Origin of the sequence: Kocuria kalidii, from assembly GCF_044462225.1 — a bacterium.
GTDB lineage: Bacteria > Actinomycetota > Actinomycetes > Actinomycetales > Micrococcaceae > Kocuria > Kocuria kalidii.
Genome location: NZ_JBISWJ010000094.1, coordinates 28772 through 49104, shown reverse-complemented (window position 1 = coordinate 49104; position 20333 = coordinate 28772). Strand labels below are relative to the sequence as shown.

General features: G+C 73.0%; 19 protein-coding genes. 10 read left to right on the top strand and 9 right to left on the bottom strand.

Annotated features, from left to right (window positions below):
* From ACH9D3_RS14145 to ACH9D3_RS14135, 3 genes are all read left to right on the top strand, one after another.
* Window positions 1-693 (top strand): TetR/AcrR family transcriptional regulator C-terminal domain-containing protein (locus ACH9D3_RS14145; RefSeq protein WP_396411430.1); only part of this gene is annotated, 693 nt, incomplete at its 5' end.
* 47 nt (window positions 694-740) lie between these two features.
* Window positions 741-1088 (top strand): hypothetical protein, encoded by a 348-nt coding sequence (locus tag ACH9D3_RS14140; RefSeq protein WP_396411429.1) that lies wholly within the window; start codon window positions 741-743, stop codon window positions 1086-1088.
* Window positions 1089-1513: 425 nt separating this feature from the next.
* Window positions 1514-1987, top strand: a complete 474-nt coding sequence (locus tag ACH9D3_RS14135) for a DUF4383 domain-containing protein (RefSeq protein ID WP_396411428.1) — start codon at window positions 1514-1516, stop codon at window positions 1985-1987.
* A gap of 208 nt (window positions 1988-2195) precedes the next feature.
* On the opposite strand, the gene ACH9D3_RS14130 is transcribed toward ACH9D3_RS14135, so the two are convergent.
* From ACH9D3_RS14130 to ACH9D3_RS14120, 3 genes are all read right to left on the bottom strand, one after another.
* Window positions 2196-3257 carry a glycosyltransferase gene (locus ACH9D3_RS14130; RefSeq protein ID WP_396411427.1) on the bottom strand — a complete coding sequence of 354 codons (1062 nt, stop codon included), beginning with the start codon at window positions 3255-3257 and terminating at the stop codon, window positions 2196-2198.
* Window positions 3258-3493: 236 nt separating this feature from the next.
* Window positions 3494-4126: an NAD(P)H-binding protein gene (locus ACH9D3_RS14125; protein WP_396411426.1), complete on the bottom strand. Its 633-nt coding sequence runs from the start codon at window positions 4124-4126 to the stop codon at window positions 3494-3496.
* Between the two features lie 300 nt (window positions 4127-4426).
* Complete coding sequence (locus ACH9D3_RS14120; RefSeq protein ID WP_396411425.1) at window positions 4427-5065, bottom strand: methyltransferase domain-containing protein; 639 nt, start codon at window positions 5063-5065, stop codon at window positions 4427-4429.
* Between the two features lie 155 nt (window positions 5066-5220).
* On the opposite strand from ACH9D3_RS14120, the gene ACH9D3_RS14115 reads away from it, so the two are divergent.
* Entirely contained in the window at window positions 5221-6636 is a 1416-nt protein-coding gene (locus ACH9D3_RS14115; RefSeq protein ID WP_396411424.1) for an FAD-dependent oxidoreductase, read from the top strand.
* Window positions 6637-6900: 264 nt separating this feature from the next.
* Here ACH9D3_RS14115 and ACH9D3_RS14110 read toward each other — a convergent pair whose 3' ends face one another.
* From ACH9D3_RS14110 to ACH9D3_RS14085, 6 genes are all read right to left on the bottom strand, one after another.
* Window positions 6901-7578, bottom strand: coding sequence for a haloacid dehalogenase type II (locus ACH9D3_RS14110; protein WP_396411423.1), 678 nt, complete (start codon window positions 7576-7578; stop codon window positions 6901-6903).
* Between the two features lie 819 nt (window positions 7579-8397).
* Window positions 8398-9942 (bottom strand): alpha/beta fold hydrolase, encoded by a 1545-nt coding sequence (locus ACH9D3_RS14105; RefSeq protein WP_396411422.1) that lies wholly within the window; start codon window positions 9940-9942, stop codon window positions 8398-8400.
* A gap of 106 nt (window positions 9943-10048) precedes the next feature.
* Window positions 10049-11650, bottom strand: coding sequence for a DUF4389 domain-containing protein (locus ACH9D3_RS14100; RefSeq protein WP_396411421.1), 1602 nt, complete (start codon window positions 11648-11650; stop codon window positions 10049-10051).
* Window positions 11647-12657, bottom strand: coding sequence for a hypothetical protein (locus ACH9D3_RS14095; RefSeq protein WP_396411420.1), 1011 nt, complete (start codon window positions 12655-12657; stop codon window positions 11647-11649). Before ACH9D3_RS14095 ends, ACH9D3_RS14100 begins: the two co-directional genes overlap by 4 nt.
* Window positions 12629-13159, bottom strand: a complete 531-nt coding sequence (locus ACH9D3_RS14090; RefSeq protein ID WP_396411419.1) for a flavodoxin domain-containing protein — start codon at window positions 13157-13159, stop codon at window positions 12629-12631. The genes ACH9D3_RS14095 and ACH9D3_RS14090 overlap by 29 nt, the downstream gene beginning before the upstream one ends.
* A gap of 408 nt (window positions 13160-13567) precedes the next feature.
* Entirely contained in the window at window positions 13568-13750 is a 183-nt protein-coding gene (locus ACH9D3_RS14085; protein ID WP_396411418.1) for a cytoplasmic protein, read from the bottom strand.
* Between the two features lie 199 nt (window positions 13751-13949).
* On the opposite strand from ACH9D3_RS14085, the gene ACH9D3_RS14080 reads away from it, so the two are divergent.
* From ACH9D3_RS14080 to ACH9D3_RS14055, 6 genes are all read left to right on the top strand, one after another.
* A complete protein-coding gene (locus ACH9D3_RS14080; RefSeq protein WP_396411417.1) occupies window positions 13950-14543 on the top strand; it encodes a rhodanese-like domain-containing protein in 594 nt (197 codons plus the stop codon).
* Window positions 14544-14774: 231 nt separating this feature from the next.
* Window positions 14775-15638, top strand: coding sequence for a TSUP family transporter (locus ACH9D3_RS14075; RefSeq protein WP_396411416.1), 864 nt, complete (start codon window positions 14775-14777; stop codon window positions 15636-15638).
* Window positions 15639-15769: 131 nt separating this feature from the next.
* Window positions 15770-17122, top strand: a complete 1353-nt coding sequence (locus ACH9D3_RS14070) for an MBL fold metallo-hydrolase (RefSeq protein WP_396411415.1) — start codon at window positions 15770-15772, stop codon at window positions 17120-17122.
* Window positions 17123-17244: 122 nt separating this feature from the next.
* Window positions 17245-18456 carry a HoxN/HupN/NixA family nickel/cobalt transporter gene (locus tag ACH9D3_RS14065; protein ID WP_396411414.1) on the top strand — a complete coding sequence of 404 codons (1212 nt, stop codon included), beginning with the start codon at window positions 17245-17247 and terminating at the stop codon, window positions 18454-18456.
* Window positions 18453-18701 carry an SHOCT domain-containing protein gene (locus ACH9D3_RS14060; protein ID WP_396411413.1) on the top strand — a complete coding sequence of 83 codons (249 nt, stop codon included), beginning with the start codon at window positions 18453-18455 and terminating at the stop codon, window positions 18699-18701. Before ACH9D3_RS14065 ends, ACH9D3_RS14060 begins: the two co-directional genes overlap by 4 nt.
* Entirely contained in the window at window positions 18698-20197 is a 1500-nt protein-coding gene (locus tag ACH9D3_RS14055; RefSeq protein WP_396411412.1) for a multicopper oxidase domain-containing protein, read from the top strand. Before ACH9D3_RS14060 ends, ACH9D3_RS14055 begins: the two co-directional genes overlap by 4 nt.
* Window positions 20198-20333: the final 136 nt, after the last annotated feature.

The window sequence follows — 20333 nt, the reverse complement described above, 5'->3', positions numbered from 1 at the left end:
GGCCTGGAGGCCCTCTCCATGCGCCGGCTGGGCGCCGAACTGGACCGGGACCCCATGGCCCTGTACCGCTACGCGAAGAACCGGGCGGACCTCCTCGACGGGATCACGGAACGGGTGCTGGACCAGCTCGTCATCCCCACCGACGGCGACGACTGGCAGGACCAGCTGCGCGCCACCGCCCACGACGTCCGCGCCCTGGCCCTGGCCCACCCGCACGTGGTGCCGCTGCTGGTCACCCGGCCGCTGTCCACCCCGCTGGGACTGCGCCCGCTGGGCACCCTGCGCCCCCTGGAGAACATCCTGGCCCTGCTCATCGACGCCGGATTCGCCCCGGCCGATGCCCTGCACGTCTACCGGGCCTACTACGGGTTCCTCTACGGCCACATCCTCAACGAGCTCCAGGAGATCGTCGTGGACGAGCAGGAGAACGAGGACCTGCTGCGCCTGGGCCTGCACCGGCTGCCCGCCCGCTCCTTCCCCCGGCTGCGGGCCCTGGCCCCGGAACTGGCCGACTACGACGGCGCCGGCGAGCTCGACCAGGGCATCACCATCCTGCTGGGCGGCCTCGCCGCCCAGCTCCACCCCACCGCCGGGCCCGGCACCCCGAACACGACGTCGCCGGACACCGCCGAGGCCGTCGCGGGCGGCCCGGCACACGCCGACCGGCTCGACACCTCGTTCACCGAAGCCTGACCCGCCGGCTCCCTGACCTGTTCGACCCATTGCATCCAGGAGTTCCCATGACCGCCATCGCCCCAGAGCCGACCGGCAACAGCGACCTCCGGGCTCAGCCCGTGACCGGCGCCGCGCCGTCCACGCCGGTCGTGACCCCGTCCTTGTCCCCGGCGGCCACGGCGACGCCGGCGGCCACGGCGACCCCGAGGGCACCCGGGAGCCGCCTGGGTCCGGGTGAGGACTTCCCGGACGACCTGACCGGACTGGTCATGGCGGACCTGCAGGTCCTGCACTCCAGGATCGCCCGCCAGCTCGACCACGACCACCTCACCGACCCCGCCGGACCCCACCCGTGCACCATGGACCGGCAGCAGGAGCTGCTGGCGGAGCTGGACTCCCGCGACACCGCCTGACCTGCCGGGGTGGACCCCGGATCGCACCGGGCTCGGTGGCCGGTGGCCCGTCCACGGCGCACGGATGGTGCACGCCCCGAGGACGGAGAACACCCCGCACCTGCCGCGTGGCGGGAACGGGGTCCATGTCGAGGGCGGGCCGTCCAGCCGTTCCTGCGTGAAGCAGTATGTCGATCAGCTTGCTTCCCAACGGGTGGGCGGCTGGCTAGCGTGGAGAGCACCACTGATCGAGTGCTCCTCGATCTCGCGCCGTTCCCGATCAGAGCACTGCCGTCGACGACGGAGGCACGAAGTGTTCACGCACAGCCAGACCCTCCGGTACAGGTCCATCCCGGAGCAGCCCGACGCCGTCCAGGACACGCTCACGAAGGAATGGACCCCCACCACCGCACGCGTTCCCGATCGTACTGACGAGAGGAACCATCATGACCACTCCCGCTGCTCACCCCGACGACCGCCCCGCCCGCCGCTCGCCCGTACGCACGGCCGCCCTGCTCTACGGGGTCGTCTTCCTGCTCGTGGGCGTGGCCGGCTTCATCCCCGGCGTCACCACCGGCTACGACACCATGCAGTTCGCCGGCCACGAGTCCGAGGCCATGCTCCTGGGCATCTTCCAGGTCTCGATCCTGCACAACATCGTCCACCTGCTCTACGGCATCGCCGGTCTCGCGCTGGCCCGCAGCGTCTCCGGAGCGCGGAACTACCTGCGCTGGGGCGGTGCGGCCTACCTGCTGCTGTGGCTCTACGGCCTGCTCGTCGGCGAGGAGTCCGCCGCGAACTTCGTGCCCCTGAACAGCGCCGACGACTGGCTGCACCTGTTCCTCGGGGTGACCATGGTGGCCCTGTCCTTCCTGGACCGGGACGCCCACGACCGGACGGCCGGCAGGGCTCGCACCTGAGGTCCGCCGCCGGGCACCCTCCGTGTCCGTGAACCGTGGGAACCGGCTCTCCGCCGTCGGCGGGGAGCCGTTTTCCACGGGGCGGTGGCCGGACTCCGCTCCAGGGGGTCGTCGGGAGGTGGTCAGGAGACGACCGCTCGACCTCGGGGAGGTCCTCGGCGGCGATCCCGGCGACCGGACCCGCACCGCCGCCTCCCCTCCCCCACGCTCACCCCTGACTGCGCGCCCGTCGCCGCAGGGCGGCCCGGGAGTGCCCGGCGGTGCGCAGCCGGGACCCCGCGTAGGACACTCCGCCGCGGGCCCGGAGGACCACGGCCACCCACACGCACACCGAGCGCTCCAGCATCCACAGCGGAGCCCACAGCACCGTGCCGGCGGGGAAGACCCGGGCACCCTCGGCTCGTCGTCGTCCGATCTCGGCGACCCCGCACAGGGCCAGAGCCCCTGCCGCCAGTCCACCCGGGTGCCGCAGACCCCAGCACAGCAGGGGCAGCAGCGACAGCTCGGCGAGCAGGCGATGAGGTTGGGCGAAGTCGTCGTAGGCCTGGCGGACGCGCTGGCCGACGAAGTGGGACACGGTGGGCGGCACCCGGCCCACGAGCACGTCCAGGGCCACGGCCTCCCTCCCGCCGACCGCCCGCACCGTGCGCACGAGCTCCAGATTCTCGAACAGGACATCGCCGTCATAGCCCCCGGCCGCGAGGAGGACCGACCGGCGCACTCCCAGGGTGCCCGGCCAGTCCCCGCCCAGGGCGCGGTTGAGCAGGGTGCGCCCGGAGTCCCAGCGGGCCTGCCAGGGCAGGGCCAGGTAGTAGTTCTGCGGTCGGACCACCTCGGCCTGCCCCAGCATCGCCGCGATCCGTTCCAGAGTCTGCCGGGTGTGGCGCACGTCGTCGTCGGCCACCACGATCCGCTCCTCGCGGGCACAGCGCACCCCGGTCATCACGCCCGCGACCTTGCCGTTGGCGCCCGGCCACGGCTGTGGCCGTACGTGGTCGACCGCCTCCGGCAGGGCGCGGCGATGGGCGGCGAAGAGTTCCTCGGCGGAGCCGTCGACGACGGTGACGGGCAGCCAGGTGACGACCTCGGCCAGGTAGCGGGCGAGCCCGGCCAGGCCGGTGTCGTCAGCCCACTTCAGCGGCAGGACGTACCGGGCGTCGCCCAGGAGTCCGGGAGCGGGGTCGTTCGTGCGGGGGAGGCCGGGAGCCGCCTCGACCGAGGCAGCATCGCGGCGGCCGGCCGCGGCCGGCATGAGTACGGTGTGGTCCACGGGAGCATCCCTCATCGACAGCGGCGCACTGCGGGCCAGCTGCTCGACCACCCCTCACCGTAGTCACACGCATCCCCGACAGGCCGCGCCTTCTGCGGATTACGGCTCCTCCGACCCCCCCTCGGGAGGCACCTCCACACCGCTCGCCGGGCCTCCGGCCGGTCCGGCGCCGTCCGCTGCGACAGCGCCCGGGAGGACTCCGGCGACCGCACCGACCCGGCGCGGCGCGGCGCAGCTCAGTTGCTGACGGCCGGGGCGTCCGTGACGTGGCGGGCATCCAGGAGCTGGGTGACGGCGAACGCGGCGATGTCGCCGGCGGCCGCACGGCATCCGATGGCGTCGTGGCCGAAGTAGCCGACGTACTTCAGCCCGTGTCCTCGACCGGTCGTGTGGCGCAGGAACCGCACGATCGTCCAGTCCAGATCCGCGCCGGTGGCCGTGGCCATCAGCTGCCGCATCTGCCGGTGGACGCGCGGGTGCAGGGCCCGCAGCAGGACCCGGTGCGCCTTCAGCACCGGCGTGGGTCGTTCCTTCGGGCACAGCCCGACGGCAGGACTGCCCAGACCGATGTAGCGGTGCACCCCGTGCTCCTGCATCGCGGCCACCAGGTGCGCGGTGCCTTCCACCAGGTGCGCCCCGGGACGGTCCAGGCGCGGATCGAGGGCGTTGACCACGGCATCGGCCCGCGCAACGGCCGCGGCCACTCCCACCCGGTCGGTGAGCTGCCCGGTCACCACCTGCACCCGGGACCCCCAGGCGACCGGCAGCGCGCCGGGGTCCGAGACGAAGACCTGGGCCGCGTAGCCGCGCCAGATCAGTTCCTCGACGACCCTGCGGCCGATGTCGTTGTCAGCCCCGAAGACGGTCACGCGCACGGGGTCCCCCGATCCCTCGAAACATGCACACGCTGTGCTCCGAGCCTAGGCCCCCGGGGTCCGCGCCGACAGGGAGGAATCGACGGTCGTCGTGACCGGGACCGATGCCGGACCGGACCACGTCACCTCCGACCACCGGCACCCCTTCGGCGCACGACCAGGGTCCCCGCGTCCCGGCGTCGGAGGACAGCCGCCGCCGGAGCAGGGCCCGCACACGCGTCACGGGCGCGGCGGCGCCGTGCCGGCCTGGTCCCCGACCGCCGAGCGGACGCGGAGGGCCGGCCGCGGCGGCGGCTACGCCCCGGGGCCGGGCCTGCGGCGGCCCGCCCGGATCTGGAGGTGACCGCCGCGGGCGGAGTCCGCGACCACGTCCGTGCAGTCGCGCTCCACCGCCCGCCACGGGTGGGCGCCGATGTCGGCCCCGCCCAGGCGGCACGCCAGGCGGGCCAGCGGGGAGAACACCGACCACGGACCCGTGGTGTCCTGCATGTCCACGACGCCCAGCACGGCGCCCGGCGTGCTCAGCTCGAGGATGCGCCGCCACGCGTTCTCCCAGCCGGGCATGATCGACAGCGCATAGGTGGCCAGCGCCGCGTCCGACAGTTCGCGGCCGCCGGCGGCGGCGATCCGGGCGCCGATGTCCTGCGGGCAGAGCGTGGTGGCGTCGGCCTCGAGCAGGATCACGTTCCCCCACCCGCGGCGCCGGACCCGGGACCGGGCCTGGCCGAGCATCCGGGAGCTGGCGTCGACGCCCACGATCGTCCCGGCCGGTCCCACGGCGTCCTGCAGGAGGCCGAAGTTCAGTCCGGTGCCGCATCCGACGTCGAGCACCTGGTCCCCGGGACGGGGTGCCAGCGCTGCGATGCCGGCCCTCCGGCCCGCCCGGTACACCGGGTACTCGGCCGAGAGGAGGTCGTAGAAGGGGGCGACCATGCCGTACTTCTCGGGAATGCCGGTTCCTCCTGCTCGTGGGGGGCGGCTCCTGTTCCGCGCGGGCCTGCCCGTAGGCACAGCATAGGGTGAGCCGCAGGTGGCTTGCCCCGGAGGCGGCATCGGCACCGCGGGGCGCACGACGACGAGGAGAGCCCATGGAACCCCACGAGGACGTGTTCGACCTGCTGGTGGTCGGGGGTGGCACCGCGGGCATCGTGGGCGCGAGGACCGCGGCCGGGCTGGGTGCCCGGACGGTGCTGGTGGAACGCTCCCGCACCGGCGGGGACTGCCTGTGGACGGGGTGCGTGCCCTCCAAGACGCTCCTCTCGGCGGCGAAGACGGCCGCGGCGGAGCGGTCCCTGACCGGGCGCGGCGCGGACTTCGCGGCCGTCCGGGCCCGGGTCGCGGGCGCCATCGCCACGATCGAGCCCGACGACTCCCCGCAGTCCCTCGAGGACGCGGGAGTCACCGTGCTGTCCGGCACGGCGAGGTTCACCGCGCCCGGTGCGGCCGACGTCGACGGAAGGCCCGTGCGGTTCCGACAGGCGCTGATCGCCACCGGCAGCACCCCGACGGTGCCGGGGATCCCCGGACTGCAGGACGCGCGGACGGTGACGTCCGAGACCGTCTGGGACCTCGAGATGCTCCCCGGCCGCCTGGTGGTCGTCGGCGGCGGCCCGATCGGCTGCGAGCTGGGCCAGGCCTTCGCCCGGCTCGGTTCCGACGTGACCCTGATCGCCCGCTCCGGGATCCTCACCAAGGAGGACCGGGACGCCGCCGCCCTGGTGCGCGAGAGCCTGGCGTCCGACGGGGTCCGGGTGGTGGAGGGCGCCGGCGCCGAGCACGTCAGCACGCACGAGGACGGCAGCAGCACCGTGCGCACCTCGGACGGTCAGGCCTTCGCCGCCGACGTCGTGCTCGTGGCCGCCGGGCGCACCGCCCGGACGGAGGGGCTGGGGCTGGAGGCCGTGGGGGTGGCGTGCGACGACTCCGGCCACGTGGTCGTCGACGCGAGGATGCGCACCTCGCAGCCCACCTTCTGGGCGGCCGGGGACGTCACGCCGCATCCGGAGTTCACGCACCTCGCCGGGGTGCACGGCAGCACGGCGGCCTCGAACGCGGTGCTCGGGCTGCGGCGCTCCGTGAGCCGGACGGTCCCCCGGGTCACGTACACCTCCCCCGAGCTCGCCGCCGTCGGGGTCACCGAGGCCTCCGGGAAGGGGCACACCACGTCCACGATCCAGCACGAGGCCACCGACCGCGCCGTGACCGAGGAGCGGACGGCCGGGATGACCCGGATCGTGGTCGACAAGCACGGACGCATTCTGGGCGGCACGGTCGTGGGACCGCGGGCCGGGGAGTCCCTGGCCGAGCTGACCCTGGCCGTCGAGCAGGGCCTGCGCACCCGGGACCTGGCCGCGGTGACCCACCCCTATCCCACGTACAACGACGCCCTGTGGAACGCGGCCATCGCCCACGCCCGGGGCGGGCTGGACTCCCCGGTGGTGGGTGCTGCGGTGCGGGTCCTGCTGCGGGTCAACCGGTGGCGCGTTCAGCGCAGCAACCGGTAGCCGGACACGATCCGCCCGGCCGCGCTCGCCGACACGATCACGGCCCACACGGCGGCGACCTGCCACGCCACCGCGGGCAGGAGCAGCCAGAGGCTGTGCACCAGGATGGTCCCGGTCCCCTCGGCGAGCCCGCCCAGGAAGGACAGCGACCGCCCGTCGTCCGTCCGGCGGCCCGGCCCCGGGCGAGGGGCCCGTCGAGGCCGTCGGCGGACCGGGAGATCAGCTCCTTGCCGAGGTGCGTGCCGTGGCCGCCCCGCCCCCGGTTCAGTCGTGCAGGGACGTGAGCTGGTCGGCCAGCGCCGGCAGGTCGGCGGCGTGCAGGTCCGGGCGCGAGAAGTATCCGGGGTACTCGGCTCCCGCCCGGTTGATCCAGGCCGTGCGCAGTCCCGCCTGGTGCGCGCCGTGGATGTCCCACGGGTGCACGGCCACCAGGAGCATCCGGCCGGGCTCGCGGCCGCACCGTTCGGCGGCGTGGTCGTAGGCGGACCGGGCCGGCTTCCACGCCGGGGCGTCCTCGACGCTGAGCAGCTCGGCGAAGTGTCCGCGGATGCCGGCGCTCTCCAGCAGCGTCTCGGCGACCTGGGCGGCCCCGTTGCTGAGGGTGACCAGCTCGGCGACCTGGTGCAGGGCCTCGATCCCGGGCACGACGTCGGGGTGCACGCCCAGGCTCGTCACGGTGCCCATGATGCGCTCCACGGAGTCGCCGGGCGCGGAGACGTCGTGCTCGCTCAGCAGCCGGGTGAGGCTGTCCTGGGCGATCTCGGCGAAGGCGGCGTTGCCGCCCGCGGCCGCCACCGCGAAGCCGTCACGGAGAATGCCGGCGAACCACGTGCGCGCCAGGTGCCCCGGCACTCCTTCCGCTGCGAACGCCTCGCTCAGCGGCCCCATGTCGGAGAGGGTCTCATTGACGTCGAACACGATCAGGTCCGGTCGGGTCATCATGGTCCTGCCTCGATCCTCGTTGCTGCGGCACGCCGCTCCCGGGTGGGCCGGTGTGCCGTCGAGCCTACGCGGAGCCGGAGCTCGGCGGCGCGACGGTCCCCGCCCGGACCCCGGCATCAGGTGCCGGCACGGCCTGCCGCGCCCCCTTGCGCCCGGTCTCGGCCAGGGTCGGTGTCTCAGCGCGTGGGCCGCGATGGACCACGACGAACCGATCTCGCCCGACCACGACCGGCACGGCGCCGACGGCGGGCACCTTGCGGGCGGACGACCGAGGCCGGGGAAGCCAGGGCCGAGGACGACCATCGGCAGGTGGAAGGGTCCCGGGCCGGGCCCTGCCGACGGCAGGCAGCGGGACAGGCAGTCCGGCATCGGGCCGCGGAGACCTCCGCCGGGTCCCCGGCATCCCGTCCGAGGACGGCGGGCGATGCTCCCGTCGGGCAGCGAATGCCTCTCCGCCGCCCACGATCCATGCACGTGGAACGAACTGTCACGAGCAGAATTACTGTCTGGTAGGTTTCAGGTGGCACCGGCCCACATACCGGTGTCACAACCCCTCTGGGCCGTTCCCCGGCGGCCGGGGTTGCCTCACGCGCTTCGGCGCGGCGAAGCGTTCCTGCCCTCTCCCGGGCAGGAGCGCTTCGTCCGGAGGACGCAGGACCTCCAGGCTGGTGAATCGTGGAATCCGCGCGGAGTCGACAGCTCCCCAGGCTGTGCCTCGAACCAGGACCGCACCGCACCGGAATCACGTCCTGCTGCGTGGCCTCCGGGTGTCCGGGGCGTTGCGCCGGGCCCGGGCGTGGGTGCTCGGTTCGCTCCCGGTCAGTCCGAGCCGCCGGTTCGGGCCAGGACGGTGTCGACCATGAAGTCGTGGAACCGGGATGGTTCGTCCAGGTGCGGGGTGTGCCCGGAGTGGTCGAACACCACCAGCTCCTTGTCCGGCGCGTCGAGGTCCTCGAACCACTCCACGGCCGGATCCGACCGCCCCGGGGACTCGTAGGCGCCCTCCACCACGTACACCGGCACGTCCAGTTCGGGGACGTCGCGGCGGAAGTCGATGTCCTGCAGCTGCGGGTAGAGCACCGCGAAGGTGTCGATGATCCCGCCCATCGCCCGGACCTGCTCGGTGAGGGTGTACTCCTCCACGAACAGGCTCACCGGATACTGACTGGCCGGGTCGAAGTCGTCCCCGTGGGGGAAGTCCCGGTACTCCGGGTTGGTCGACAGTGCGTCCGGGTAGGCCAGCATGTCCTCGTAGGGCGGCGGGCCGTTCTGCCGCAACCGCTGGGCGAAGTCGGTGTTCCCGGACCGCTCCGCCCAGGCAAGGGTCTCGGCGTACATCCGCTGATCGGTCTCCTGCTGGTCCACCATCTGCCCCGATCCGACGACGGCGTGGAACTTCTCCGGGGCGCGCTGGGCGGCCAGCACCCCGAGGGTGCTGCCCCAGGAGCTGCCCACCAGATAGATCTTCTCCTGCCCGAACCGGTTCCGGAGGTAGTCGGTGACCTCCACGGTGTCGGCCACCATCTGCTCCACCGTCAATGTGGAGGTCGGCTCCAGCGCGGGCAGGGACTTGCCGGTGCCGCGCTGGTCCCACACGGCCACCACGAAGTCCTCCTCCAGCCCCTGTCCGGAGGCGCGCATCGCCCCCAGGGCCGTGCCGCCGGGTCCGCCTTCGAGGAACAGCAGCACGGGGTGGTTCCGGTCGTGGCCGCGGATCATGATCGACTGCTCGTGTCCGCCGATCGGCACGGTGGTCAGCTCGGCCACGCTGTTCGGCAACGGTGCGCCGTCGGCTCCGACGATGGGCGCGGTGCTCGCCGGGCGCAGCAGGGCTGCTGCCAGGGCCAGCACCAGCACCCCGGCCACAACGGCAACGCCCCGCCGGACGTACCCCCCGGCACGGCGGCGAGCAGGGTGGTGGCCTCCACCGGTGAGGCGCCGCCCGCCGGCAGCGCCCCACACCGCCCCCACCACCAGGGGGAAAGCCATCACCAAGGTGTCGAATCCGCGCCCTGCCAGCAGTGCGGCGATCCCGTAGACACTGCCCGGGTGGATGCCGTCCACGGTGGGTCCGACCGCCGGCATCCGCGCCAGCTCGAACGCCACCATGAAGACCACGGGGGCCAGCAGCACGGACCACCGTGAGATCACGAGCGTCCCCGCTGCCGCGCCGAGGGCCGAACACAGCACCAACACCGACACGGACTGGGCCGAGGTGACCGGCCCCCTCGGCAGCAGCAGTCCCGTCAGCAGACCGGCCACCGTCAGCACGGTCACGGCGACGGCGAACGCGACGCGCCGGTTCCCGTGGACGCGGGCCACGACGGAGGTGCTGCCGGTCGGAGCACCATGGGGTGAGCTCATCGTCGACCTCCCGGGCACTGCAGGGCCCATCGTCACGCCTGTCCCACGGTCAGGGTCTGTCCGCCCCTCGGACGCCGGACAGACCCGGGCGCCCGGCGGTCGGGCCTCAGCCGCCCCAGGGCGGACGGTTCCCCGGCGCGGGCGCCCCGATCTGCGGCCCCGGGGCCCGCTCCCGGTCATCGGGTGCGGGGTGCGGGTCGACGGGCCCCTGGTCGAGGCGGAAGGGCGGGTACTCGTCGCGCAGCAGCAGCACATAGGCGCTCACCCGGTAGATCCAGCGGTTCAGCCCCACGACCAGGGCGAACAACCCGTAGCGGTAGCGACCGGTGAACAGCAGGATCACCGCGGCGATGAGCACCAGCAGTCCCAGCAACGACGGGCCCCAGCTCGTGGTGGTCGCCCGCCCGCTCTCGTCCCACTCGGTGCCCCAGGTGCCCGTGCCGCTGGTGAGGACCCCGACGACGAGCAGGTGCGGGATCGCCAGCAGCCACCACTTCACCAGCACCAGCCCCCGGGACAGCCGCGCCGGGTAGGCCACGTCGAAAGCGGCCGGATAATCGGCGGCGGCCAGGGTGAAGGGCGGATACCGGTCCGTGCCCAGCACCGAGTAGGCGTAGAAGCCCACCCGCCAGGACCAGCGCAGCACCCCGACACTGAAAGCGAACCAGGACCGCGGGTAGCGGCCCGTGAACAGGACGGTGATCCCGGCGGCGATCGTCGTGACCACCAGCGCGACCCACAGGATGGCCAGGACGATGTAGTGCGGGATCGCCAGCAACCACTTGACCAGCCACAGCCCCCGGGACAGCCGCTGGTCCAGGAACCCGCTCACCCGCACCGGACAGCCCGGGCCCGAGCCGCCGCTGCGCCCGGAGTGCTGGGCCAGGGCCGCGCCGGGTCCGGAACCGGTCCGGGGCCGGTCCTCCCGGGCGGCCGGGTCGATGTCCCGGCCCAGTCCCCTCGTGCCGAGCAGCAGCAGCGGCAGCCCCACCACCAGCCCGACCAGTCCGGCGATCAGCAGCCCGGAGCCGAAGGGGCCGAGCAGCTCGGTGCGGGCCCCGGCCTGCAGGTCCACCCACACGGGGCGGGTGGTGTCGGCGTTCACCACCACCAGTGACCACTGGCCCGGCTGCAGGTCGAAGGTGATCTCCTGGGTCCCGGTGCCGGAGGCCGAGGTCACCCAGAAGTCCTGTGCACCGGGATCAGCAGGTGTTCGGGTCCCCGTCGGCTGCCGGCGCAGCTCGTCGTCGTCGGTCCAGGACAGTCCTCGGCCCCCGGGGCTCGACCAGGAGGCGTTCCCGAGGGAGGTCTGCGGTACGTCCTGGAGGTAGGCCGAGGCGTCGGAGGCGTCGGCGATGCCGACGAAGATCTCCTGGCCCGGTACCACAGGGGTGACGCGCACCTGCACACCGGCCAGCTCCTCCACCCCGGGCACTCCGGGCATCCCGGCCCCGCCCGGGTCGATGACCACCGACGGCGAGGTCAGGGCGTAGCCGGTGCTCTGGTACCGCTCCGTCTCACCGGTGAGATAGCGGCCGTCGCGCTGGGCCGCATCCGCACCGGCCAGCACCGCACCGCCGATGGTCAGACCCAGCCCCAGCAGGCTCAGGAGAACGCCCAGGACCAGCAGGACCCAGTGCCCGGCCCTCATGCGCGGAGGACCGGAGCGGGAGGGTGGGGCGTTGCGCGGAACAGGCGCTGCGGTCATGGTGATCCTCCAGTCCTCGAATGCGCTGCTCTCCCGGGTCGAGGTGCCGCTGCGGGAACGTGGCGCAGGATCGCGACCAGCACGGCGGCCGCCGCCACCGCCAGCACCACGAACCCGGCCATCGGCCCGATGATCTCGGGAGGTGTGAAGGCCGCCCCGGCCCGCAGCTGCAGGACCGTCTGGGCGATGATCAACGGCGCCAGAAGGATCTCCAGCACCAGCAGGGACACCGCGATGAGGTACCCCCGCGGGTCCCGGTGCAGGATCAGCACCCCGGCCCAGACGGCGGCAGGAGTGATCACCGCCAGGTCCAGCGCCTCGGTGAACTCGGTCGAGTACGGGCCCAGGCCCGCCGGGGACGTGCCGGCGAGCGCGGCTGACACCAACGGTGCCCCCCAGACCACCAGCAGCACCACGGCACTGGCGAACATCAGCGCCGCCGGTCCCCGCCGCGGCGTCCCCGCCGGGAACAGCCCGGCCGGGTCCTGCCGGAAGAAGGCCGCACAGACCAGCACGAAGGCGTACAGGGCGGCCGAGAAGAGCACCACGTAGAGCAGGAACAGCTCGTTGTAGGCGATCGCGCCCAGCGCGTAGCCGGCATAGACGTAGAGGAAGTACCCCAGGGTCCCCAGCAGCACCAGCCCGGACCGTGCGCTGCCGCGCCACGACCCCACCGCGGCCCCCGCGAGCAGGGGAATCCCGGCGACCAGGGTCACCAGGTCCGTTCCCCTGCTGCCCGCGGCGGTGAAGACGGTGTCGTAGCGGTACAGCCCCCGCCCTGACAGCTCGACCACCTGGCCCCGGACCGTCTCGGCCGGGAACGGGCCCGAACCGCCCTGCTGCAGCAGACCCAGGACAGCGGCGATGCCCGCCAGCGCTGCGATCCCGGCGCACAACCACAGCACCGGGCGGGCCGGACCATCGGGGTCCACGTCCCCGCCGTGGCAGGTACGGTCTCGGGGTTCGGCGCGCATCAGCTCAGGGACCTCCTGCGACCGATCGCGCATCCAGCTCCTGGGCGATCTGTCGAGCCCAGGCCTCGATCTCCGCCCAGTCGCGGTGGTCCCCGAAGTGGGCTCCGACGCCCCGGAACAGCAGGCTGACCCAGGGGGGAAAGTCTGACGCCCTGGTGGCCCCGGACACCAGCAGGTGCCCGCGCGGGCGCACCACGTCCCGCAGGACCTCGGCCAGACGCCGGTTCTGTCCCGCCCGTGCTGCCCCGCGGACGGCACGCGGCAGGGCAGCGGACATTCCCACGCTGAACAACCACACCGGACGGGACACCAGCTCGTCCCGGTGCCGGTGGACGAACTCGGTGGCCTCCGGCAACCAGGCCTGGCTGTGGACGGCACTGCCCAGCACCACGGCGTCATATCCACCGGGGCCCCCGATCTGCCCCACGGGCCCCACATCGACCGACCTGCCCTCGCCCCGCAGCACGTCGGCGATCCGCTGGGCGATCTCCGCGGTCGATCCGTGCGCGCTGGCGTGTCCCACGAGAATCCGCATCCCTGCCCCCTCCTCAGGCGTGTTCCCAGCGTAGGCAGGCGAGCCGCCGCGCGATCCAGGACCAGGCCGATTGTGACGACAACGGGACCCCGCCGACGCCCGGCCCCCACAGGTCCCGGGCGGCGTCCGCTGGACCCAGCACGCGACAGTCGTGGTGTGGCCGCGGTGGCAGGGAGTTCAGCCGGGCGCGGGCCGGCTTCGCCGAGCCGCGGCTCGTCGGCCAGACGGTGGCGAAGCCGGCCGTGACGTCGATCCCCGTGCGGATGCCGCAGCCCTGGTCGGCCGGCGCGGCACGGGTGCGCTCCCCCGCCTGGTCCGAGCGCAGGGGACGGTGACCGCGCGGGTGCTGGTCATGGACGGCTCCTCCGGATGCACTGTGGACGACATCGAGGCGTCAGACCCCCGAGGTCAGGCCGGGGCAAGGAACAGCTTCTCCCGGTCGTCCGTGTCCGGGGTCTCGTCCGGGTCGGTCCGGCGCTGCTCGGGCCCGCTGGCGATGATCGCGAAGCGGGCGCGGTCCGGGGCCTCGGACACCGTCGAGAGCCGGGTGACCACGTCCTTGCCGTCCGGTCGTTCCCCGATCGTGCGCACCACCGCTTCCAGTGGGCCTCGAGCCCGTTCAGGGCCGGATGATCACGAGGATGGGGTCGACGGCGCCCCGTTGCGCGGGGCTCCGGACGAGCCCGGGGTGCCGTCACGGCATACCCCCGGGGGTGTCTTGCATACCCTATGGGGTATAAGCAATACTAGGTGCACACCCGCTCCCGTGAGCCCTTCCGAAAGGATCCCCATGACTTCCGCCGACACCACCGTGGCCACCCTCGACCCCCAGACCCTGCGCCGGTGGATGGCCCAGCACGAGGACCTGGTGGTCATCGACGTCCGTTCCGCGGCCGAGTTCGAGTCCCTGCACATCCGCGGTTCCTACAACGTGCCCCTGCCCCTGCTCTCCGAGCACACCGCCGATCTGGCCGCCCGCCTGGGCGAGCGGGTCGTGCTGGTGTGCCGGTCCGGGGTCCGCGCCGAACAGGCCCGCCAGAAGCTGGCCGGCGTCGGGGTCGACACCGCCCACGTGCTCACCGGTGGAGCCCCCGGTTTTGCCGACGCCGGCGGCGACGTCGTGCGCGGGGCCCAGCGCTGGGACCTGGAGCGCCAGGTGCGCATGGTCGCCGGTTCCCTGGTGCTGACCGGGCTGGTGGGGGGCCGGTTCGTCTCCCCGAGGCTGCGCACCCTGGCCGGGGTCGTCGGCACCGGCCTGACGTTCTCGGCCGCCTCCAACACCTGCGCCATGGGCAAGGCCCTGGCCGCCATGCCGTGGAACAGGACGGCCGAGGAGCCCACGGCCACCGGGGCCATCCGGCAGATCCCCGCTGACGGCGCCTGAGCCCCACCGGGCCTGCCCGGGACCGGCCGAAGGCCGTAGGCGCCCCGGCCGGCCTCGGGCACCCCAGCCCGCCCCGCACCGTCGAGCACCCGAGGGAGCAGCCATGTCAGAGATCACCAGCACCGACGCCGAGAGCCCCTGGGCCCAGAACCAGATCCTTGATCCCCGGGAGGCCCCCGAGGTCGCCGCGGACATCATTCCCCCCGTTTCGCCAGGACAAGGACACCCCTCATGACTCTCACGCTCGTGCTGACCCTGCTGCTGTCGGTGGTGATCGGCCTCTCCCTGGGCCTGCTCGGCGGGGGCGGGTCCATCCTGACCGTCCCGATCCTCACCTATGTCGCCGGCCTGGACCCCAAGGAGGCCATCGCCGCCTCCCTGTTCGTGGTCGGGGTGACCTCGGCCGTCAGCGCCGTCGCGCACGCCCGCAGGGGACGGGTGAAGTGGCGCACCGGCCTCGTCTTCGGCGCCGCCGGCATGGCCGGAGCCTTCCTCGGGGGCCTGGCCGGGGGAAACCTTCCCGGCACCGTGCTGATGATCGCCTTCGCCCTGATGATGCTCGCCACCTCCCTCGCCATGCTCCGCGGCCGCAGGAACAGCACCACCGAGACCCACGAGGACGAGCTGCCGCTGGGCAAGGTCGTCGCCGAGGGCCTGGTCGTGGGTCTGGTCACCGGTCTGGTGGGGGCCGGCGGCGGCTTCCTCGTCGTCCCGGCCCTGGCCCTGCTGGGCGGGCTGCCCATGCCCGTGGCGGTGGGCACCTCCCTGGTGGTCATCGCCATGAAGTCCTTCGCCGGCCTGGCCGGCTACCTCACCACGGTCTCCCTGGCCTGGGGTCTCGTGGGTGCGGTGACCGTCGCCGCGGTCGCCGGCTCGTTCGCCGGGGCACGGCTGGCCGGCCGCATCCCCGAGGCCACGCTGCGCCAGGGCTTCGGCGTCCTCGTCCTGCTCATGGGTGTCTTCGTCCTCGTGCAGGAGCTGCCCGGCGCGGCCGGGCTCGCCGTCGGAGTCACCGCCGCGGCCGGCGGCGTGGCCGCCGCGGTCTGCTGGTTCGCCGTCCCGAAGTGCCCGCTGCGCGCCCCCCGCACCGCCTGACCCGCGACGGGCGTCACCGGGACACCGCTTCCACCGCCGCCCGCACCTCCGCAACACTGCCGCCCACCACCCCTCGAGACCGCCACCCCGCCCCGCGGCGCACCGCGGGCACCACCCAGAAGGAACACATCATGGACGTCACCGTCATCGACACCCCCCAGCTCGGGGACCGCAGCTACCTCGTCCACGACGGGCAGGTGGCCCTGGTCATCGACGCCCAGCGCGACATCGACCGCGTCGAGGCCACCGCCGAGCAGGCCGAGGTCCGGGTCACCCACGTGGCCGAGACCCACATCCACAACGACTACATCACCGGCGGACTCGTCTACGCCCGCAAGCACGGGGCCGCCTACCTCGTCAACGCCGCCGACGACGTCTCCTTCGAGCGCACCCCGATCACCGACGGGGAAACCGTCCAGGTCGGCGAGCTGACCGTGAAGGCCGTGGCCACACCCGGCCACACCCACCACCACCTCTCCTTCGTCGTGACCCACGGTGAGGAGCAGGCCGTGTTCTCCGGTGGCAGCGTCCTCTACGGCTCCGTGGGCCGCACCGATCTGCTGGGCTCCGAGCACACGACGGGCCTGACCCACGACCAGTACGCGTCCGCCCGCCGCCTCGCGGCCGAGGCCCAGGAACAGGCCGCCCTGTACCCCACCCACGGGTTCGGCTCCTTCTGCTCCTCCGGCCCCGCCACCGGCGCGGACGAGTCCACCCTGGGCGAGCAGTTCCAGGTGAACCACGTCTACACCGACCCCGACGAGGAGCACTTCGTCGCCGAGCTCATCGCGAACCTGAGCGCCTACCCCAACTACTACGTGCACATGGGCCCGGCCAACGCCGCCGGCCCCACCGCACCCGACCTCGAGGTGCCCGACTCCCTGGACCCCGAGGAGCTCACGACCCGCCTGCAGGACGGGGAGTGGGTGGTGGACCTGCGTCACCGCGTGGCCTACTCCTCCAGCCACCTCAAGGGCACGATCAGCTTCGAGTACGGCGACGGGGGAAGCTTCACCACCTTCCTCGGCTGGGTCTTCCCCTACGACCGGAAGCTGACCCTGGTCGGTTCCCGCGAGGACGTCGAGAATGCGATCCGCGACCTGTCCCGCATCGGCATCGACTCCCCCGACGCGGCACTGGGCGAGGACCCGGACCGGCTCGCCCCCGGGGCGGCCGTGTCCTCCTACCCCCGGGTGGGCTGGGCCGAGGTGCTCACGGACCGCCCGGCCGACGAGACCATCCTGGACGTGCGCCGCACCGAGGAGTACGAGGACTCCCACATCGCCGGCGCGGTCAACATCCCGCTGCACGAGCTGCTGGCCCGCATGGACGAGGTGCCTGCCGGACGGCTGTGGGTCCACTGCGGCTCCGGGTACCGCTCCGGGGTCGCCGCCTCCCTCCTCGAGCGCGCCGACAAGGACCCGGTGCACATCGACGCGATGTTCGCCGAGGCCGCCGACGCCGGCCTGCCCATGGACGGCTGACCGCCCAGTCAGTTCTCGAGCACTCACAACAGGACGCGGGGGCGGTCAGAGAGCCTTCTGTCCGCCCCCGTTGTCCATTCGATCCGCACGTTCCCGCACCCGTCTCCCAGGAGAGGTCCCGCATGGAAACCCGCACCACAGAGACCCGATCCCGGGGGCAGGTCCGCAGCCTCACCGGCATGGGAGCCACCGTCCTGGGTCTGCACGTGGCCGGGTGGGGAGCAGTGTTCGCCTGGTTGCTCCCGGCCCAGGCCGCCGCCGGAGCCAACGCCGGGGTCCTGCTCGGGCTGACCGTGGGCGCCTACGCCCTGGGGGTGCGCCACGCCTTCGACGCCGACCACATCGCCGCCATCGACAACGCCACCCGCCAGTTCCTCACCCGCGGGCGCACCACCGTGACCACCGGGTTCTGGTTCGCCCTGGGACACTCCTCCGTGGTGGTGGCCTCCGTGGCCCTGCTGGCCCTGGGCGTGGAGACCTTCACGAAGGGCCTGGCCGAGGAGGACTCCACGCTGCGCCAGGCCGCCGGGATCTGGGGCGGGACCGTTTCCGGGCTGTTCCTGCTCACCGCCGGGGCGCTGAACCTCCCGGCGCTGCGGTCCCTGCACCGGCTGCGCCGGACCACCGGCGGCGGCCCGGTCGACGAGCACCAGTTCCACACCCACCTGAACCGGCGCGGGGTGCTGCACCGGGTGCTGCACCCGCTCACCCGCACGGTGGACCGCCCCGTGAAGATGTACCCGGTCGGATTCCTCTTCGGCCTGGGCCTGGACACCGCCGCCTCCATCAGCCTGTTCGTGCTGGCCGGGACCCTGGCCCCGTCCCTGCCCTGGTACGCCGCGATGGTGCTGCCGGTGCTGTTCACCGCCGGCATGACCGCTTTCGACAGCGCCGACGGGCTGATGATGGCCCGCATCTACAGCCGGGCCACCGGCGACGCCCGGCGCAGTCTCGACTACAACATCATCGTCACCGGCGTGTCCGTCGTCATCGCCTTCCTCATCGGCGGGACCGGCCTGCTCTCGGTGACCGCCGAACTGGTCCAGCCCACCGGCGGGTTCCTGGAAGCGGTCACCGCAGTGGACCTGAACTTCCTCGGGATCGCCGTGATCGCCTTTTTCGCCCTGGCCTGGATGATTGCCGCAGCGGCGCGCACGGACGAACCTTCCGGCTCTCCTCCGGCCCCCTGGAGGACAGCGACGGCGACCTCCGGCTCGCCCCCGTCGTGGACACCCCGGGACGCGAGAGGGCAGGACCGATCTGCCCGGCTGCGACGAGACCCACGGACCACCAGCGAGCTGACCATGCACGACGAGAGACAGGGAGCACGATGATGGTGAACGGCGGTGGTACGGGACCGATGTGGATCTTCGGGCTGCGGTGGTTCGTGGGGGTGGTCGTACTGGGGCAGGCCTTCTCCGGCCCGTCCGCGCACATCAACGGATGCGACTCCGGCCGTGGCACGGGCTCCGGGGGTGGCCGGGGGCCGACGATCCTCGAAGAGCGCCGCACCCGCGGCGAGCTGAGCACCGACGCGTACCGCGAGCGACTCCGGGCCCTGAAGGAGGACGGCCGGTGAGCCCGCTGACGCGCCGGCAGCTGCTGGCACTGGGTGCGGCCGGGGCCGGGGCCACGGTCGTGGGTGGGACCGGGCTGTGGTGGACCACCACCGGCGGAACCGGGTACACCGGTGGCGAGGAGCTGATCGAACCGCAGGTGCTGACCAGCCGCGACCGCATCCTGGAGCTCGAGCTGACCGCCGCCCCGGCACGGATCCAGATCGGCGGACGGGAAGCCTCCCTCCAGGCCTTCGACGGCTCCCTGCCCGGACCGACCCTGCGTGTGGCCCCTGGAGACACGGTCCGGGTGGCGATGCACAACCGGATGGAGACCCCGACGAACCTGCACGTGCACGGACTGCACGTCTCCCCGGAAGGCAACGGCGACAACCCGTTCCTGAGCATCGACCCCGGCGAGTCCTTCGACTACGAGTTCGTCCTGCCCGCCGACCACCCGCCGGGCACCTACTGGTACCACCCGCACCGCCACGGCCACGTGGCCGACCAGGTCGCCGCCGGACTCTACGGGGCCATCGTCGTGGAGGACCCCGAACCGGTCCCGGTCACCCGGGAACGGGTCATGGTGGTCTCGGACCTGACCCTGGACGCCGCCGGCCACCTCGCCGACGTCTCCCCGATGCAGCAGATGACGGGCCGGGAAGGCGAGGTCGTGCTCGTCAATGGCCAGGTCCGCCCGCAGATCACCGCCGCCCCGGGGGAACGGGAGCGGTGGCGGATCATCAACGCCTGCCCCTCCCGGTACCTCCGGCTCCAGCTGGAGGGCCAGCACGTCCGGCTGCTCAGCCGGGACCTCGGCCGGCTGCCGGTCCCCGAGGAGATCACCGAAGCACTCATCACGCCCGGCAACCGCATCGAACTTCTCGTGGAAACCACCGAAGGCTCCTCGGCCCTGATCACCGCACCGGTGGACCGCGGAGGCATGGGCGCCATGATGGGCCGCGGCAGGATGAGCGGCAACGAGCCCGGCGACGACGAACCGACCGAGCTGCTCACTCTGGACGTGTCCGGGGATCCCGGCCGGACGCCCACGCCTGTGCCCGCAGGCCAGGCCCTGCGAGATCTGCGCGGAGAGCCGATCACCGCCCGCCGCACCCTGGACTTCGCCATGGGCATGTCCGGGACCATGGGCGGCCGCGGAGCGATGACGGGCGGTGACGAGGACACCACCGGGATGGGCTTCACCATCAACGGCCAGGAGTTCGACCCCGCCCGGGTCGACACCCCGGTGACGGCCGGGACCGTGGAGGAGTGGACCCTGGTCAACTCCAGCCCCATGGACCACCCCGTCCACCTGCATGTGTGGCCCATGCAGGTCGTCCAGGACGGGGACAGGGACGTCCTCGCACCCCGGTGGCTGGACGTGGTGAACGTTCCCGCCCGCAGCCAGGTGAAAGTCCTCATCGCCTTCGACGACTTCCCGGGGAGAACCGTCTATCACTGCCACATCCTCGACCACGAGGACCAGGGCATGATGGGCACCGTCGAAGCCCGATGAACCGGGGGCCGCCCGCACGGTGCGGGCGGGCCCCATCGCCCATCGACGTCGACCGCAGGCTTCAGCGCCGGTCCACGTGCCGTGGCGACCGACCGCGGGGCGGCCCGAGCGCTGCGTTCCGCACCGGCCCGGCGCC

What these genes read in the sequence shown, in the direction of transcription:
- ACH9D3_RS14140 (WP_396411429.1), top strand. Translation starts at nt 741, where the DNA reads ATGACCGCCATCGCCCCAGAGCCGACCGGCAACAGCGACCTCCGGGCT.
- ACH9D3_RS14135 (WP_396411428.1), top strand. Translation starts at nt 1,514, where the DNA reads ATGACCACTCCCGCTGCTCACCCCGACGACCGCCCCGCCCGCCGCTCG.
- ACH9D3_RS14120 (WP_396411425.1), bottom strand. Translation starts at nt 5,065, where the DNA reads ATGGTCGCCCCCTTCTACGACCTCCTCTCGGCCGAGTACCCGGTGTAC.
- ACH9D3_RS14115 (WP_396411424.1), top strand. Translation starts at nt 5,221, where the DNA reads ATGGAACCCCACGAGGACGTGTTCGACCTGCTGGTGGTCGGGGGTGGC.
- ACH9D3_RS14110 (WP_396411423.1), bottom strand. Translation starts at nt 7,578, where the DNA reads ATGATGACCCGACCGGACCTGATCGTGTTCGACGTCAATGAGACCCTC.
- ACH9D3_RS14105 (WP_396411422.1), bottom strand. Translation starts at nt 9,942, where the DNA reads ATGAGCTCACCCCATGGTGCTCCGACCGGCAGCACCTCCGTCGTGGCC.
- ACH9D3_RS14100 (WP_396411421.1), bottom strand. Translation starts at nt 11,650, where the DNA reads ATGACCGCAGCGCCTGTTCCGCGCAACGCCCCACCCTCCCGCTCCGGT.
- ACH9D3_RS14095 (WP_396411420.1), bottom strand. Translation starts at nt 12,657, where the DNA reads ATGCGCGATCGGTCGCAGGAGGTCCCTGAGCTGATGCGCGCCGAACCC.
- ACH9D3_RS14090 (WP_396411419.1), bottom strand. Translation starts at nt 13,159, where the DNA reads ATGCGGATTCTCGTGGGACACGCCAGCGCGCACGGATCGACCGCGGAG.
- ACH9D3_RS14080 (WP_396411417.1), top strand. Translation starts at nt 13,950, where the DNA reads ATGACTTCCGCCGACACCACCGTGGCCACCCTCGACCCCCAGACCCTG.
- ACH9D3_RS14075 (WP_396411416.1), top strand. Translation starts at nt 14,775, where the DNA reads ATGACTCTCACGCTCGTGCTGACCCTGCTGCTGTCGGTGGTGATCGGC.
- ACH9D3_RS14070 (WP_396411415.1), top strand. Translation starts at nt 15,770, where the DNA reads ATGGACGTCACCGTCATCGACACCCCCCAGCTCGGGGACCGCAGCTAC.
- ACH9D3_RS14065 (WP_396411414.1), top strand. Translation starts at nt 17,245, where the DNA reads ATGGAAACCCGCACCACAGAGACCCGATCCCGGGGGCAGGTCCGCAGC.
- ACH9D3_RS14060 (WP_396411413.1), top strand. Translation starts at nt 18,453, where the DNA reads ATGATGGTGAACGGCGGTGGTACGGGACCGATGTGGATCTTCGGGCTG.